This window comes from uncultured Mucilaginibacter sp. (assembly GCF_913773635.1).
Taxonomy (GTDB): domain Bacteria; phylum Bacteroidota; class Bacteroidia; order Sphingobacteriales; family Sphingobacteriaceae; genus Mucilaginibacter.
On the sequence record NZ_CAJYGQ010000007.1, the window covers coordinates 21,210 to 37,465 of the forward strand.

The window sequence follows — 16,256 nt, forward strand, 5'->3', positions numbered from 1 at the left end:
CTTTGCCCTATGTTTGAGGTTATCCTGAAAAAAGGTAAAGAAAAGGCGGTACTGCAACGTCACCCATGGGTGTTTTCGGGTGCAATTGAGCGGGTTAAAGGCAAACCAGCCAATGGTGATGTGGTTAAGCTGCTTGATATGCAAGGCAGGTTTATGGCTTATGGCTTTTACAATAACCAATCGCGCGTGGCACTGCGCCTGCTGGAGTGGGATGAGAACATTGCCATTGATGATGCATGGTTTCGCCAAAAGGTGGCTACCGCTGTTGATAGCCGGAGCTATATATTAGCTAACGGCAATACCAACACTTGTCGTTTAATATTCAGTGAAGCTGATTACCTGCCCGGACTTATTGTTGATAAATACGCGGATTATCTATCGGTACAAATATTAACCTCGGGTATACAAAATAATATCGCAGTTATAATTGATGAGTTGCAACAACTTTTGCAACCCAAAGGAATATACGACAAAAGTGATGCCTCCTCACGTGCGCATGAAGGTTTAGAAACCGCAAATGAGGTTTTGGCCGGCAGCCCGCCACCGGAGTTGGTAGAGGTAATGGAAAACGGGATTACTTACGGCATTAATATAGCCGAAGGCCAAAAATCAGGTTTCTATTGCGATCAGCGTGATAACCGAATGTTACTGGCCAACCACACCGCGGGTAAAAAAGTGCTCGATTGCTTTTGTTATACCGGTGGTTTTACGCTTAACAGCCTGAAGCATGGTGCTGCGTCGGTAACCAGTGTTGACAGTTCGGCCCTGGCTATTGATACGCTTAAAAAAAATATAGCCTTAAACGGCCTTGACGAACAAAAGCACCGAGCCGTACAGTCAGACGTTAACAAGCAACTGCGCCGCTTTAAAGAAGAAGGCGAAACGTTTGACGTCATTGTGCTCGATCCGCCAAAATATGCGCCATCGCGCTCGGCTTTAGACCGCGCTTCACGTGCTTATAAAGATTTAAACCGTATTGCCATGTTACTGCTAAATAAAGGCGGCTTGCTGGCTACTTACTCATGTTCGGGTGCTATGGATATTGATACTTTTAAACAAGTATTGGCCTGGGCTGCACTTGATGCGGGCAAGCAGGTGCAGTTTATATCCCAGTTTTGCCAGCCCGAAGATCATCCGGTACGTTCATCTTTTCCTGAGGGAGAGTATCTTAAAGGTTTATTGTGCCGCGTAATTTAACAAGTGTTTTATGACCGATGTTATCAAAATAGCCGTTGTGGGGCCTGAAAGTACTGGCAAAAGTGCCATGTCGGCCTATTTGGCAAAGCATTACCAAACGGTATGGGTGCCTGAATTTGCACGCGGCTATTGCGAGAATTTAACCGGCGATTGTACCTGGCAAGACGAGGTAAACATGTTTCATGGTCAGCTGGCGCTAGAGAAGGAGTATTTACCCAAAGCTAATAAGCTGCTTATTTGCGATACCACATTTATAACCATAAAAATATGGAGTGATGAAATGTTTGGGCAGGCACCGCAGGAAGTGTTAGATATGCTGCCTGAACATACTTATGACTTTTATTTATTACTCAATATTGACCTGGCCTGGGAAGACGACCCCTTACGTAACTTCCCAACAATGCGCGAACATTTTATGCAGGTATGGCATAAGGAGCTTAAAGCCTTGAATGCTAATTACGTTGTGATATCGGGCCAGGGCCAGGCCAGGTATGATGCTGCTGTTAAAGCAGTAGACGTTTTTTTAGGGAAATAGTCAATTATTTGGTCCGTCGTCAAAGGATAGGGTGGTCATTCAAAATCTTACTTGTATTAAACTCAAGTTTGATGTTTTGCAGCTTGCGTTAAGAATAGTAGCGTAAAGCCCGGAACGTAGCGCGGCAAAGTTAAGACTTACAGCAGATAGCCCGGGCCGGAGGCAATGCCCGGATTCGTAGTTCTGTTATCCCTTAAATTCTACATAAGTTCTATTCAAAACCTATACTTAAAAATATTTAATAATTTTTCAGCACATGATGCAACGTGCTGAAAGTTACTGCGTCTATTAACTTGAAAGCTGAATCACAAACTTGGAAGCCTTATACATAGACAAACATTATCAACTGGTAGTTGAGTGCAAGCAGGGAAGTAAAAAAGCCTGCTATGAGCTGTATCGCCTGTATTCAAAGGCAATGCTTAACGTGGCATTCAGGATTGTGAATAATATGGATGAGGCTGAAGATGTGCTTCAAGAGTCGTTTTTGGATGCTTTTAACAAGGTGAAAGATTTTAGGCAGGAAACCACATTTGGCCTTTGGCTTAAGCAAATTGTGGTTAACCGTTCCATCAACCTTTTGCGCAAACGCAAACTCGAGTGGGTTGAAATGGAAAACGAACAGCTTGAAAACATAGCCGACGAGGAAGCGTGCGACGACGATGATATGCTTTACAGAGTGGCACTGGTAAAAGAGGCCATGAAATTACTGCCCGAGGGCTACAGGGTTGTATTGTCACTTTATTTATTGGAGGGATATGACCATGAAGAAATCGGACAGATTTTAAACATAACCGAAAACACCTCACGAACACAGTTTTTGAGAGCCAAACGTAAGTTAAGCGAAGTGTTAAAAATAAAAGGAGTAGCATGATGAGTAAGAGATTAGAAAATTTTATAAAAAACAACCGCGAAGAATTTGACGATCTGGAACCTGGTGAAGATTTGTGGGCGCGTATTGAAAGCCGTATGCCTGCGAGCGTTGTTGAAATGCCGGTAGCTAAACCTGAGGTGCGTACGTTTTCTTTAGGGTTTGTACTTAGGGTTGCTGCTTTAATTATAGTAGTAATGGGTATTGGTTTTACGCTTTACCTGCGCAGTACAAAACCGGCAAGCGGTGTTGACTTAGCTGCCATAAACCCTGAGTATGCCAAGCAGCAGGCCCGGTACGTTTCACTTATTGAAGATAAACGCAGCGAGCTTAAAGAACTCACCAAAACAGATCCGCAGTTATACCGCGAGTTTAGCAGCGAAATAAACAAGATGGAAGCATCTTACAAAAAACTTAAAACCGATTTGGCTACCAGCCCTAACCAGGAGCGTGTATTACGTGCAATGATCCGGAACTTGCAAATACAGGCCGAGGTGCTTAATCAGCAATTACAGGTGATAGAACAGTTTAAAGGAACCCCTAACGACCAAAAAAATGAAATCAAAAATATTTAATATCAAACTGCTTTTAATATGCGGTTTGCTAATAGCCGCGCAAGGTGGCTTTGCCCAAAAAAATAAAAATAATGCTGATAAGGAGTTTGATAAGCAGATGGGCAAACTGCAGGAGCAAATGCGCGATTTGCAAAAGCAAATGAGCAAGATTAAAGCTGAAAAGATAAAGCAGAAAACGAGTGAACTGGGCAAGCTTACCAAAGAGCTAAGTGCAGAGGCATTAGCACGGTTGGATGACTCAAACTTTGCCAACCTGAACGGATTGAGCCGCGTATATACCGATTCTAAAATTTTGAACATTACTGCGCCGCGTTTATTGCTACACCCAGACGGTGTAAAGATTGGTCAAACCTTTACTTACAACTGGACTACCGATGAAAAGAAGCTTGCCGAAATGGTTCAAAGCGGTGAGTTGAAGGAAAAGAGTAAAACCTATACCAAAAGTTACAGCGCAAATGGTAATGATAAGCTGCTGATTAATAATAGCTATGGCAAAGTAACAGTAAATACGTGGGCCAAAAATGAAATTAAGGTTGATGTGCAAATGAAGGCTTACGCCGATGAAGACGAAGATGCACAAAAGTTACTGGATAAAATTTCTATATCAGATAGTAAAGAAAGCTCGCTGGTATCATTTAAAACTAATATTGAACGTAGCGGTAGCAATGGTACTCATGGCTTTGTGATGGGTACGTGGTTAAGCGGCGGCAAAAAGCATGTAAGCAAAATGGAAGTAAACTATACCATTTACATGCCTGCAAAAAGCCAGCTTGATATAACCAACAAGTTTGGTAACGTTGTATTGCCTGATATGGTTGGAAAAGTAAATGTAAACTTAGCCTACGGTGCGCTTATATCACAGGATTTGAATGACCCGGCCATAAAGGTAAGCTTTGGCGATGCCCGAATTAATAATGTTACCAATGGTAATCTGCATGTAAGCTACGGCAACCTGAATTTAGGTATGGCCGATAATCTTAAAGCCAAAGTGAGTTTTGGTGGAATGAATGTTGATAAGCTAAAATCTTCGGGGGTTATTACAGCGCGCTATGGCGATGGTATTAAAATTACCGAACTTGATCGTAATTGTAAAAACATAAATGTTGATGCACAATTTACCAAGGTTTATTTACCTACTAAAAGTGATTACGATTTTGATGTAACCACCCACTTTGGTGAGTTTAATTATGATAATTCAACAGTAAAGGTAATTAGCCAAACACCCGATAATGGCCGTCATTTTATCACTACAAAAACCTTTAAGGGCCAGGTTAATAAAGGAAACTCTGATAAAGTAATTACCATAAAATCAAGCTATGCCACGGTAAAGCTCGATTAAGCTCAATAATTTAAATTCAAAGTTAAACCCTTGCCAAATACGGCAGGGGTTTTGCTATTTTAGCGCAGCAACAACACATACTACCTTAAGCCATGGAACTATTAACCAGCGCCGAAGCATGGGTATCATTAGCTACCCTAACCCTGCTTGAAATTGTATTGGGTATTGATAATATCATATTTGTATCGATACAAGCAGGCAAGCTGCCTGAAGAGCAGCAGGCTAAAGCGCGCCGTTTAGGCTTACTGGGCGCTATGTTAACGCGGGTATTGCTCTTGCTTTCTATAAGCTGGATTATGAAGCTTACCAAACCGTTTATTCACCTGGGTTCTTTAATAAACGCTACTGACCCTGCCTGGATGGAAAGGCTGGACCTATCGGGCCGCGATGTGATTTTGTTAATTGGCGGTTTGTTTTTAATTTATAAAAGTATACATGAAATACACGAGAATATAGACAACAGCCAACAGGATGAAGATGGCACCAAGGTCCATTCCTTTTGGGGAGCTATTGTACAAATCATGATTCTTGACATTGTGTTCTCGCTCGATTCGGTTATTACCGCTGTTGGCCTGGCCGATCATGTTGAGGTGATGATTGCGGCCGTGGTTATTTCAGTTGGTATAATGATGTGGGCAGCTACACCTATTGCCAACTTTGTAAACACGCATCCAACAGTAAAAATGCTGGCCCTGTCTTTTTTGCTGCTTATAGGCGTTTCACTGCTGGCCGAATCATTTAACCAGGAAATACCTAAGGGTTATATATACTTCTCAATGGCATTTGCCATACTGGTGGAACTGCTTAATCTTAAAGTGAAAGCCAAAAACGATAAGAAGCGTACGATAAATAAATTCAAAGAACCACCAGTAGCATAGCCTTATGTTAAGATAAGTAGATGGTTAATTTTCAGCACTTAACTGTTATAAGCACTTAATACTTCGGAAGTGTAAAGTAAATGTGGGTGCCTGAGTTTTCGTTGCTTTCAACCCATACCTTGCCCTGATGCCATTCGATAATGTTTTTTACTACAAACATTCCTAAGCCTATTGAAGGTTCACCCTGTAAACCTTTACGCCCGGCATCAGTAAACTTGTCAAACAGTATTGCCTGGTAATCTGCCGGTATACCAATTCCGTTGTCGGCTAGTACAAAGTTTACTTCATCATTATTTTCTTCAACGTTCAGCGCAACATAGCCATCTTCAGGCGTAAATTTCATTGCGTTGGTCATCAGGTTATTCATTACCTGCATAAACTTAGGCTCATCTAAATTTATAAAAATATCATTAGGGGTGGATGAAAAGCGAAAACTGCGTTGGCTGTGGGCAAATGAATTTTGATACTCTTCTAAATAATCGCAAAGGATTTTAGATATATTAACCCTTTTCTTCGATAGTATTACATCTTTGGTTTCGGCAAACTCGCGTGCGGTAAGTTGCTTAACCAAGTTTGTAGCCTGCTTGTTAATTTTCAATATCGAGTCAATCAAATTGACATGTACACCGTTGGTAAGTGTTGATTTGAGCGATGACCCAAGCATATTGATTGTGCCCAGCGGACCAATTAAATCATGCGCAAGAATATTAATAATTGCATTTTTCTTGTTAGCATACTTTTCGAATACCTGCTGACTTTCAATTTCATTAGTTACATCAACGGCATTGCCAAACAGTAAGCCTCCGGCTTGTGATAAGAATACATTAACCCGTAACCATTTTTGCTTGTTACTTAAAGTAAGCCTCAAATGGATTTCTGTATTTGAATTAAGTTCCGTTAAATGTTTAAGGGCATTTAATGCATAAGGCTGATCATCTGGGTGAATAATGCGGCTTAACAAATTGATATTTACGGAGTCTGCATCTGCATCAAGTAACGCAAGCATAGCCTGGTTACTATATTCGAATTGAAGCGTAGTTAAATTAAATATAAAATTTGCCACAGCCGACTTTTCGGCCATTTCCTGAAAAAAGGTATTGCTCATGCTACAAAGTATCGGAAAAGGAGTTGTTATGGTACAACTTCACTACATAGCATAACTCACATAAGTTGTTAATGTTTCAATTTGCAGCAGAAGTAAAGTTGCTGCAACGTTTCACTTTGATTAACTTAATTTAGGGCAATTACGGTGTAAGTCAATTCTTGTATTTTGATACTAGTCGTTAGCAATTGCCTCGTTTTCAATATGAAAGTTCTGAGGTTTCAGCTTTTTAGTGGTTTTTACTTTTGCAGATTTACTTTTTGCAACCTTTGCTGTTTTACTGAAAATCAGCGCCGATTTGCCACTTTGGTAGTACTTGCAAAAGTGTGTAATTGGACAAATTTCGCACTTAGGTTTACGCGCCAGGCAAATATACCTGCCATGCAAAATAAGCCAATGGTGGGCCATGGCTATAGTTTCTTTAGGTAAATAACCTATCAGTTGTTTTTCAACGGCTAAAGGAGTGCGGGCATTAGTGGTAAGCCCTAAGCGGTTACTAACTCTGAATACATGCGTATCAACCGCCATTGCCGGTGCATCATAAATAACTGATGCTATTACATTAGCTGTTTTGCGGCCTACACCAGGCAGTTTCTGCAATTCATCAAGGCCCGAGGGCACTTGTGCACCAAACTGCTCAACCAACATTTTAGCCATACCTGCCAAATGTTTAGCTTTGTTATTGGGGTAACTTACGCTGCGTATATAGGTAAAAATTTCATCAGCATTTGATGCGGCGAGGTCTTCAACCGTAGGAAAGCGGCTAAATAGGGCAGGCGTAACCTGGTTTATACGCTTATCGGTACATTGTGCGGAAAGTATCACCGCTACAAGTAACTCATAGGGATTAGAGTAATGCAACTCAGTTTCTGCATCGGGCTGATGTTTTGAAAAGTACTCTACAAAAAGCTGATAGCGTTCCTTCTTTAGCATGTACAAATATAAAAAAAGCCCCGCTGTGCGGGGCTCGGTAGTTATTTAACGCAAGCTTTTTGAGTAATTCAGCAAATTATCAATTGTTTGCTTTTTAGGTTTCACCTGTAAGGTATCCAACTCTGTGCGCAGTGCATGATGAAATATTAATTCATCGGCATCAGCATATTCCGTTACATCAATTCCCTCCACCATATCGTTGCCTTTAGTGATTGCGTTTAAAAATTTTGTAGAAGTTTCATCCATAAGCTTTTATTTGTTTATTGCAATGTTTGTTTAACAAATAACGCCTAATCGCTAACGATTATTTTAATGGATGCAAATAATTTTCAAAATTTTTTGCGGCTAATTTTTAAGGCTCAGTTCTTTGGTTTGCATCATTTTGCGCAGGTTGTTAAGAGCATAACGCATACGTCCTAACGCCGTATTGATGCTAACTTCGGTTACGTCGGCAATTTCTTTAAAACTCATATCGCCAAAGTGGCGCATAATCAACACTTCTTTCTGCTCAGACGGTAAAAGGTGAATAAGCGTTTTCAGATCTTTATGCGTTTGCTCGCGCACCATACGGTCTTCAGTGCTCTCATCATATTCACCAAGAACTTCAAATATATCAAAGTCATCACCACCGCTTACCAAAGGCGTACGTTTTTCACGTCTAAAATGGTCAATAACAAGATTATGCGCAATACGGCTTACCCAAGGTAAAAACTTACCTTCTTCGTTATACTTACCGGCTTTAAGCGTGTTTATTACTTTTATAAAGGTATCCTGAAAAATATCTTCGGCTAAATACTCGTCTTTTACCAGTAAATAAATGGAGGTGTAAATTTTTGATTGGTAGCGGCGTATAAGTTCAACAAGGCCTCCCTCATTGCCCGCTACATACAGATGGATTAACTCCTGATCACTTTTCAAATTAAAATCCATAGAACTTCTACTTTAAAATCAATAAATTTAAATTAACTACGTTTTAAGTAAAGTTCTAATCTATAGGGTATCCTCTTTTTAAATTTGTTCTATCAAATAAAACAAATATTGTGTTAATATGCAAATATTTTTAGTCATATGTGTTATAACACGTTATAATGACATTGTGATTAACATACACCATAAAGGCATCTCCAAATAAAAAAAACCTTACCGTTAGATACTTCAGGGCTTATAATTGGTTGCACTGTTAGTTGCCCGGTAATGTACTACTAACTGAATATTTTGACTAAAAAAAGCGCTCAAAGTTTAATGTATATCAGGTTGTTTATAACTGGTGCTGTATCAAAATATAAAACTATAAAGCTTTATTTCCTGTTTGTAATTTTACGCGTAAAGCCTTTGCCTTATTTGGTTTTTGCTAAACATTTTAGGATTTTTGCGCTTTGAAATTAGTTTGTAGTTTGTTGAAAATGAGCCATGGCTAATTTATTCATTTAAATAGTTTTACTTCATAAACAACACTGCTTACTATTATACAGCAACATGTTAGAAACTGAAAAAGACCCTCAACAACATATAATTATTAAAGGTGCCCGTGTTCATAATTTAAAAAACATGGACATTGCCATACCTAAAAACCAGTTGGTAGTAATTACGGGTATGTCAGGCTCGGGCAAGTCATCGCTGGCGTTTGATACGCTGTATGCTGAAGGTCAGCGCAGGTATGTAGAAAGCCTATCATCATACGCGCGCCAGTTTTTAGGGCGTATGAACAAGCCCGATGTTGACTATATAAAAGGTATTGCCCCTGCTATTGCCATTGAGCAAAAGGTAATTACCAGCAACCCGCGCTCAACCGTGGGTACCAGTACCGAAATTTATGATTACCTGAAACTACTGTTCTCACGTATTGGTAAAACCATATCGCCCGTATCAGGCCAGCAGGTGAAAAAGGATACAGTTACCGATGTGGTTAATTTTTGCCAGGGCATGCCCGATGATACCCAAGTAACCATTCTTTGCCCGCTGCACCCACACAATAACCGCAGTTTAAAAGAAGAATTGGCAGTGTTGTTGCAAAAAGGTTTTGTAAGGGTAGAGTATAACGGTAGAGTATCGCGCATTGAAGGTTTACTGGAAGATGAATCAATTGCCAATGAACCGCTAACGCCTGAGGACGAGTTACGTATTGTGGTTGACCGTGTAACCATGAATCAGGAGGAAGAAACACTGAGCCGCATAGCCGACTCGGCCCAAACCGCATTTTTTGAAGGTAAAGGGGATTGTTACGTACGTTATCAAAAACCCGCTGAGGACAACGAAGCAGAAAACTTTTTTTGTGACCGCTTTGAGCTCGACGGTATAAGGTTTGAAGAACCTACACCAAACTTTTTCAGCTTTAACAACCCTTACGGTGCCTGCCGTAAATGTGAAGGATATGGCAAGGTAATAGGTATTGATGAGGATTTGGTTATTCCTGATAAAAGTAAATCAATTTATGATAATGCCATTGCCCCCTGGCGTGGCGAAAAAATGGGCGAATGGAACCAGCGGCTAATTAGTCAGGCCGATAAATTTAATTTTCCAATTCACCGCCCTTTCAGCCAGTTGAGCGATAAAGAAAAGAAGGTGCTTTGGACCGGGAACAAATATTTCCAGGGGTTGAACGCCTTTTTTAAAGAGATAGAGGAACAAACCTACAAAATACAATACCGCGTTATATTATCACGCTACCGCGGAAAAACCACCTGCCCTGATTGTAAGGGGAGCCGCTTACGCCCCGATGCTACTTACGTGAAGGTTGGCGGGCAATCAATAACCGACATTGTGCTCATGCCGCTTGATAAGGCTCAGGAGTTTTTCAATAACCTGCAAATGGAAGAGCACGATACCAAGATTGCGAAGCGTTTGCTGATGGAAATAACCAACCGTACCAGTTTTTTAAATGATGTAGGTTTGGGTTATTTAACACTTAACCGCTTGTCGAACACGCTTTCGGGTGGTGAATCGCAGCGTATTAATCTGGCAACCTCATTAGGTAGTAGCTTGGTAGGTTCGGTTTATGTGCTGGATGAGCCAAGTATTGGTTTGCACCCACGTGATACGCAACGACTGATTACGGTGCTTAAATCATTACGTGACGTAGGCAACACCGTTTTGGTAGTTGAGCACGAAGAAGAAATTATGCAGGCTGCCGATCATATCATCGACATTGGTCCTGAAGCGGGCACGCATGGTGGGCAGCTGATTTTTTCGGGAACTTATGAGCAGATACTTACTGATGATAACAGCCTTACCGGCAAATACCTGAGCGGACGTGAAGAAATTGAAACGCCAGAGCATCGCCGTAAATGGAATGATTATGTGCTTATTAAAGGTGCACGCGAAAATAACCTGCAAAATATTGATGTAAAGTTTCCATTAGGTGTGCTTACAGTAGTTACAGGCGTATCAGGGTCAGGAAAAACAAGTTTGGTTAAACGCATTTTACATCCGGCGTTACAAAAGGTGCTGGGTAATTATTCTGGCGAGCAAACCGGCGCTTATGATGGAATAGAAGGCGATTATAGTAAGATAGAAGCGGTGGAGATGGTTGATCAAAATCCCATAGGCCGATCATCGCGTTCAAACCCGGTTACTTATGTAAAAGCCTGGGATGAGATACGAAACCTATATGCTGCACAGCCAGCTGCCAAAGCAGGCGGACTTAAACCATCAGCATTTTCCTTTAATGTAGAAGGCGGTCGTTGTGATGTTTGCCAGGGCGAGGGTGAAGTGAAAATAGAAATGCAGTTTATGGCAGATATATTTTTGCCTTGCGAGGCTTGTAATGGCAAGCGCTTTAAACAGCATATACTTGACGTAACATATCTTGAAAAGAATGTATCGGAAATACTGGAAATGACGATTGACGAAGCCATTGAATTCTTTGTTAATGAGCCCAAAATATTGAACAAAATTAAGCCCTTGCAGGATGTTGGTTTGGGTTATGTACAGTTAGGCCAATCGTCAAACACCTTATCGGGTGGGGAGGCGCAGCGTATTAAACTGGCATCGTTCCTTATTAAAGGAAATAATGCTAGCAAGACCCTGTTTATATTTGATGAGCCCACTACCGGCCTGCACTTTGCCGATATTAAAAAGCTGCTTAAGTCATTTAATGCACTGCTTGATCAAGGTAATACCATTATTGTGATAGAGCACAACATGGATGTTATAAAATGTGCCGACTGGGTAGTTGATATCGGCCCCGGCGGAGGCAATAATGGCGGTACCCTGGTGTTTGAAGGTCTTCCTGAAGATTTATTGAAAAGCAAAAAAAGCTTTACCGGCCAGTTTTTAAAAGAACGGTTAAGGAAATAATAATTGCTTATTCTTTATGGCGTTGCCAGCACTAACGTGGCAATTTACTTTTTATGTAATGAGTAGGTTGCCACGTTTTTGTTAGTGAAATAGCAATGGTGCATTCATTGCGGTAAATGATACCAACTTTTCAGAAATAGCACAGGTTTGGCGTAAACTACGGTAGCAATTTCAAATCATTAATACCATACTCCAGCTTCCATCGCTCTAGTATCGGTTGTTCTAAAGGTATTTGGCGGTACTCGTCAGGAGCCATAATGGGTACGCCGTAAACTATAGGGTATTTACGCTGGCAATGAGTACAGCTTAAAATGCCTTCTATAATGTTCTCGGTAGTGTCTTTGGCCAGTACTTGCAAAGTAAGGTCGTGCTTATCAAACGGGCAGCAAAGCTTTTCAATGGTTTTAAGTTTCATACAGATGGGGCGATGCCTAATGCATCTTTATAAATTTTAACTTGTTTTTGGGGGTCGTTTGCACTCATGATGCCCGATATGACGGCCACACCGTCAAACGGTGTTTTTTCTTTTAAAGTGATGATATTTTGAGGTGTAATACCGCCTGATACAAACAGCGGCAGTGAGGTAGTTTCATGAGCTTCTTTAACAACCGACGGCACCACAATGCTGCAACTACCAGCCGATGGTGACGGAAACATTGCGCAAAACGACACATAATTAAGTTGGTGCTTACTGGCCCAGGCAACGGTGTTTAAATCGCCCGAACAGGTAATGCCCGCCATAAACGACCTTGTGACTGCTTTTTTGATGAACTCATAGTCATTGGGGATGGTATCAAAGTGAACGCCATCTAAAAAGAGGGTTTGCTTCAATAATTGCCACTCATCATTAATAAATAGCGGAACTTGATACTTACGGCAAAGAAGACCAATTGCTTCAACCAGCGTTAGTTTATCGGTTTTCTTGTCCCAGTTGTTCCATATTTGTACAGCGTTTACTCCGCCTTTAAGCGCCGATTCGAGTTTTTGTAATAACAAGTTAATCGGTTGGCAAGGGTCAATTACCAAATAAATCCCGCCGGTAATTTCATGTGTTTTTTCCATTACTTCCATCCGTTTTTATAGGCGTTAAAAAAAGCATCCCAGTACGGATCTTTGCTGTAGTAGGGCAGATCGTTCTGTTGGCCGTTCTCAATAAGTTTGTAACCTTCGGCAAGCGGGGTCAACTCGCCCACAACGGTTGCTTTAATTTTAGCAGATGCCAAGCGTTGCAAAACATTGTCAACACCACCCATATCAACGGCTATAACCATAGATCCGGCCCCGATGCAAAAGCGGCTGTCAATACCAAAAAGTTTGCAAATGCTTTGCTGGGCATCGCCCAAGGGCAATTGTTCGTTATATACTTTTACGCCGTTGCCTGAGGCTACTGCCATTTCATAAATAGCACCCAGTACACCGCCTTCCGTAACATCGTGCATGGCAGTAACCTCGTTGCTGCGTGTTGGTAAGCCAACGGCCGTAAGGGCATCAATTAATGATGATGTTTGGTAAAACAACCCGCAACCTTCCTGATAGGCCTCTGCACCCAGTTGATTTTTTACTGTTTGCGGGAAACACATGGCCAGCAGCGCAGTTGAAGATGTAGCGCACGCTTTGGTAACAATAATAACATTACCGGCCTCGGCCTTGTGGCTTAAGAGAATTTCGTTTACCGGAGCGGTTAACAACATGGTGCCACCACCGGCAATGGTAGAGTTTTGACCTTCAATAGTGCCAGTATGTCCGCCTGTAATAGCAACACCTATTGCCTGGCTGTATTTGTGAATATATCCCCAGTAAGTGGCAAAATCCTGTTCCGTTAACGATGGCGGTAAGTTAAGTACCATTTGGGCATACATGGGTGCAAAGCCCGTAGTGGCCATATCATTAGCCATCAAATGTACCGACAGCCATGCCGATTCCTGCAAACCCAGTGAAGGTATGAGCGAAAGCGGATCACTGGTTAGCGCCAGCCCTGTACCGCCGGGTAAGTTAATTACCGAAACATCTACACCAAAGGCAGGCCCGCTGGTTACTTCGGTACGTTGGTAGCCAAGCTGCGGTAAAATAAATTGCTCAAAACCACCGCCCGATATTTTTCCTGATAGTGCCATGGCGGTTAGTCGGTAAACTTGACGTATAAACCAAAAAAGTCGCCCACCGGAATGCTCCACTGCTGTACCGGGAACCACTCGGGTAGGCCGGTACAAGTCCACTCCAATGTGTACCTGCGGCCTTGCAGGGCTTCATCAATTTTATTTATGAGCATTTGCGGCGTATAAAAGGTTGCCGTAACATAAAACGGATTTTTACCAAACATTTGCTGTACCCGGCGGCGCAGCACCTTAGGCGAGTTTCGGTTCATCATGCCAAAGGCAATTCCGTGTTTGCCTACTCTGGCGGCCTCGCGTATAACCTGAACCGGATTACGGTAGTACTCAAACGTGGTAATGAAAGCTACGGCATCAAATGTGTTATCTTTAAAAGGCATGAAGTGTGAGTCGGCATTCACTAAATCGCCCTTAAATAAATGTACTGCCTGGCCGAGCATGAAGGGGGAGAGGTCGCCACCTGTTGCGTCAATGCCTAGTTCGTGCCACCAGCGGGTAAAGCGTGTGGTGCCGCAACCAAACTCTAACAGTTCTTTAACGCGCGGGTCTTTACCCAGCAGCTGGCTCATTACTTTTTTTTGCCAAACCTCGGCACGCTTGTAGCGGCCTTCGTACCATTGCTCGTAAGTGTCGGTGTGTTCGCGGTTAAAAAACCACTCTTTGCGTCCCTGCCAGCTGGTAAGGCTTTGGGTCATTAATTCGAAGCTGTTGTTTTTTTCTAAATCCATTTATTCAAAAGGTATTAAATGTAAAAAGCCTTGCTTCCCGAATGCCGCATAATGAACGGCAACAGAAACAAGGCTTTTTGATTAATATCTAAGAAACGGACAACAACCGCAGATGATAACATTAAAGCCCATGCATCCCTACGCCGGTATTATCCGTATCAGGTTTATCGGGTATTATCTCAGCCTCACCATTACTGGTTAAGCACCCCGTGCAAGTATTTAACAAATCTATTCTTTTATTTTAATTATTACTATAAATCAATCATTTAATACATGGTTGGATTTTATTGTGCATACTCTTTTTGAGTAAGATAGTAATAGGGCCAAAACATGTGATGTACAAATACATTTTTTGAGTCGTCAGGAAATTTTCGTCGGTATTCATCATCGGGCATCAGCACAACAGGTACACCACATGAGGTATACAAATTGCCCTCGGCATACGCCGGCTCTTTAAACTGAGGAAGCGTTTTTTTAATGAATTTATACACCATGTGGCCCAAATATTTCTGGTTGTTTTTAACAGCCCTTAAAGGCGGTTTGCGCAAGCGGTTATAAATGTGCTTAACATACAGCTTAACAAAAATTGATTTACCCTTTATTGCTGCATCAATACTGCCAAACGGATTTGGTTTGGCAAAGTCATCAAGCGTTTGTATAGAGAAAGGAGTTTGCGGTACCCAATCAGCTGCATTGGTAACCGCTACAGCCCAGCCTCCGCGGGTTAAATAATTAAAATCATAAGCATAATATAAATTGCCAGGTTTAGGCGGGGCGCTGCAGTATGTTTTCATAACCAAATCGGCAGGTACAAGGCTTTGCGTTTGTAGCCACGCTAAATGTGAACGCATTAAAAAGGCGAGCGCAGCACCCTGGCTATGTCCCATAATGATGAAATTTTTGTAGCCTTCGGTTTTGTACAACTTGTTCAGTTCGGGTACAATGGTTTTTGAAAGCTCGGCCAGGCCAAGCAACCAGCCAACGTGTACCGCAGCCTGAGGGTGGTTTGCCAAATGATAATTGAAGCGTGTACTATCATTAATTTGCAGCTCGCCAACAGCCGGAACCTGTGCTGCGTAAAAGTTTTCAAGCCAGCTCACAGCATCGCCGGTTGTTCCTCTTATGCTAATAACAGCCGTTTTATTGGCTGCATTTGTCCATAATTCCCATCTGTTTAGCAGCGGGCCAATAGGCGAACGGTATATTCTTTTAAAATTTAAAGGTTTAGGTGTTTGATCGTTTTTTATGCTCGAATCTGTTTGCTGGCGCGATAAGCGCAACATTTCCAGGTATTCTTCAGCATTAAACCCGGGTTTCAACTGGGCCTTAAGTAGCTGAGGTATAATAAGTACAATTAATACAATTATAAATCTACTCATGTTATATATATGTTAAGCACTAAGCAATATTTGTGTATTTAATAATTTGAAAAGTTTATTCATGCATATCTTTCAAACATTTCAGCGATAAATCGTATCAGTATGGAAAAGTATGCTATTTACTTTTTTGTTTTGCTGAGCGCAATTGGTTTAATAAGGTTATTGCTTAATCAACTACTACGCAAAATACAAAAGTTTACAGGTTGCCCAAGCTTGATGAGTATCCCTTTATCCTGAAATTGTTTTTATAAGTGTACCCCTAGATGATAAGGCTGCGCTAACTACATTTTTGCAAATCACTATTTTTAAATACCG

16 protein-coding genes and 1 riboswitch are annotated in these 16,256 nt (G+C 41.5%); of the genes, 7 read left to right on the plus strand and 9 right to left on the minus strand.

Annotated features, from left to right (window positions below; all coding sequences use genetic code 11):
• Window positions 1–9 precede the first annotated feature (9 nt).
• The 6 genes from QZ407_RS08125 to QZ407_RS08150 all read left to right on the plus strand — a co-directional run bounded on the left by QZ407_RS08125 (window position 10) and on the right by QZ407_RS08150 (window position 5,392).
• A complete protein-coding gene (locus QZ407_RS08125) occupies window positions 10–1,197 on the plus strand; it encodes a class I SAM-dependent rRNA methyltransferase (RefSeq protein ID WP_295769583.1) in 1,188 nt (395 codons plus the stop codon).
• 10 nt (window positions 1,198–1,207) lie between these two features.
• The gene (locus tag QZ407_RS08130) at window positions 1,208–1,732 is read left to right on the plus strand and encodes an ATP-binding protein (protein ID WP_295769585.1); all 525 of its coding nucleotides are present in this window, start codon (window positions 1,208–1,210) and stop codon (window positions 1,730–1,732) included.
• 313 nt (window positions 1,733–2,045) lie between these two features.
• Window positions 2,046–2,603, plus strand: coding sequence for an RNA polymerase sigma factor (locus QZ407_RS08135; RefSeq protein ID WP_295769587.1), 558 nt, complete (start codon window positions 2,046–2,048; stop codon window positions 2,601–2,603).
• Window positions 2,600–3,175 (plus strand): hypothetical protein, encoded by a 576-nt coding sequence (locus tag QZ407_RS08140; RefSeq protein WP_295769589.1) that lies wholly within the window; start codon window positions 2,600–2,602, stop codon window positions 3,173–3,175. Before QZ407_RS08135 ends, QZ407_RS08140 begins: the two co-directional genes overlap by 4 nt.
• A complete protein-coding gene (locus QZ407_RS08145; RefSeq protein WP_295769591.1) occupies window positions 3,156–4,514 on the plus strand; it encodes a hypothetical protein in 1,359 nt (452 codons plus the stop codon). Before QZ407_RS08140 ends, QZ407_RS08145 begins: the two co-directional genes overlap by 20 nt.
• A 92-nt stretch (window positions 4,515–4,606) precedes the next feature.
• Window positions 4,607–5,392 (plus strand): TerC family protein, encoded by a 786-nt coding sequence (locus tag QZ407_RS08150; protein WP_295769593.1) that lies wholly within the window; start codon window positions 4,607–4,609, stop codon window positions 5,390–5,392.
• Between the two features lie 55 nt (window positions 5,393–5,447).
• Here QZ407_RS08150 and QZ407_RS08155 read toward each other — a convergent pair whose 3' ends face one another.
• From QZ407_RS08155 to QZ407_RS08170, 4 genes are all read right to left on the minus strand, one after another.
• Entirely contained in the window at window positions 5,448–6,497 is a 1,050-nt protein-coding gene (locus QZ407_RS08155) for a HAMP domain-containing sensor histidine kinase (protein ID WP_295769596.1), read from the minus strand.
• A 171-nt stretch (window positions 6,498–6,668) separates the two neighbouring features.
• The gene (gene nth / locus QZ407_RS08160) at window positions 6,669–7,427 is read right to left on the minus strand and encodes an endonuclease III (RefSeq protein ID WP_295769599.1); all 759 of its coding nucleotides are present in this window, start codon (window positions 7,425–7,427) and stop codon (window positions 6,669–6,671) included.
• A gap of 45 nt (window positions 7,428–7,472) precedes the next feature.
• A complete protein-coding gene (locus QZ407_RS08165; protein WP_157542590.1) occupies window positions 7,473–7,673 on the minus strand; it encodes a hypothetical protein in 201 nt (66 codons plus the stop codon).
• Between the two features lie 99 nt (window positions 7,674–7,772).
• Window positions 7,773–8,357: a sigma-70 family RNA polymerase sigma factor gene (locus tag QZ407_RS08170; protein ID WP_295769604.1), complete on the minus strand. Its 585-nt coding sequence runs from the start codon at window positions 8,355–8,357 to the stop codon at window positions 7,773–7,775.
• Window positions 8,358–8,903: 546 nt separating this feature from the next.
• On the opposite strand from QZ407_RS08170, the gene uvrA reads away from it, so the two are divergent.
• On the plus strand, window positions 8,904–11,723 hold the full coding sequence (uvrA, locus tag QZ407_RS08175; RefSeq protein WP_295769606.1) for an excinuclease ABC subunit UvrA: 2,820 nt from the start codon (window positions 8,904–8,906) through the stop codon (window positions 11,721–11,723).
• 157 nt (window positions 11,724–11,880) lie between these two features.
• Here the strand turns inward: uvrA and QZ407_RS08180 are convergent, their stop codons facing one another.
• The 5 genes from QZ407_RS08180 to QZ407_RS08200 all read right to left on the minus strand — a co-directional run bounded on the left by QZ407_RS08180 (window position 11,881) and on the right by QZ407_RS08200 (window position 15,941).
• Complete coding sequence (locus QZ407_RS08180) at window positions 11,881–12,138, minus strand: Trm112 family protein (protein ID WP_295769609.1); 258 nt, start codon at window positions 12,136–12,138, stop codon at window positions 11,881–11,883.
• Window positions 12,135–12,785 carry a thiamine phosphate synthase gene (locus QZ407_RS08185; protein ID WP_295769611.1) on the minus strand — a complete coding sequence of 217 codons (651 nt, stop codon included), beginning with the start codon at window positions 12,783–12,785 and terminating at the stop codon, window positions 12,135–12,137. Before QZ407_RS08185 ends, QZ407_RS08180 begins: the two co-directional genes overlap by 4 nt.
• Entirely contained in the window at window positions 12,785–13,837 is a 1,053-nt protein-coding gene (locus QZ407_RS08190) for an AIR synthase-related protein (RefSeq protein ID WP_295769613.1), read from the minus strand. Before QZ407_RS08190 ends, QZ407_RS08185 begins: the two co-directional genes overlap by 1 nt.
• 5 nt (window positions 13,838–13,842) lie before the next feature.
• Window positions 13,843–14,562, minus strand: coding sequence for a class I SAM-dependent methyltransferase (locus QZ407_RS08195; RefSeq protein WP_295769615.1), 720 nt, complete (start codon window positions 14,560–14,562; stop codon window positions 13,843–13,845).
• Between the two features lie 118 nt (window positions 14,563–14,680).
• Window positions 14,681–14,782: riboswitch (TPP riboswitch) on the minus strand.
• A gap of 64 nt (window positions 14,783–14,846) precedes the next feature.
• Entirely contained in the window at window positions 14,847–15,941 is a 1,095-nt protein-coding gene (locus QZ407_RS08200; protein ID WP_295769618.1) for a lipase family protein, read from the minus strand.
• Window positions 15,942–16,256: the final 315 nt, after the last annotated feature.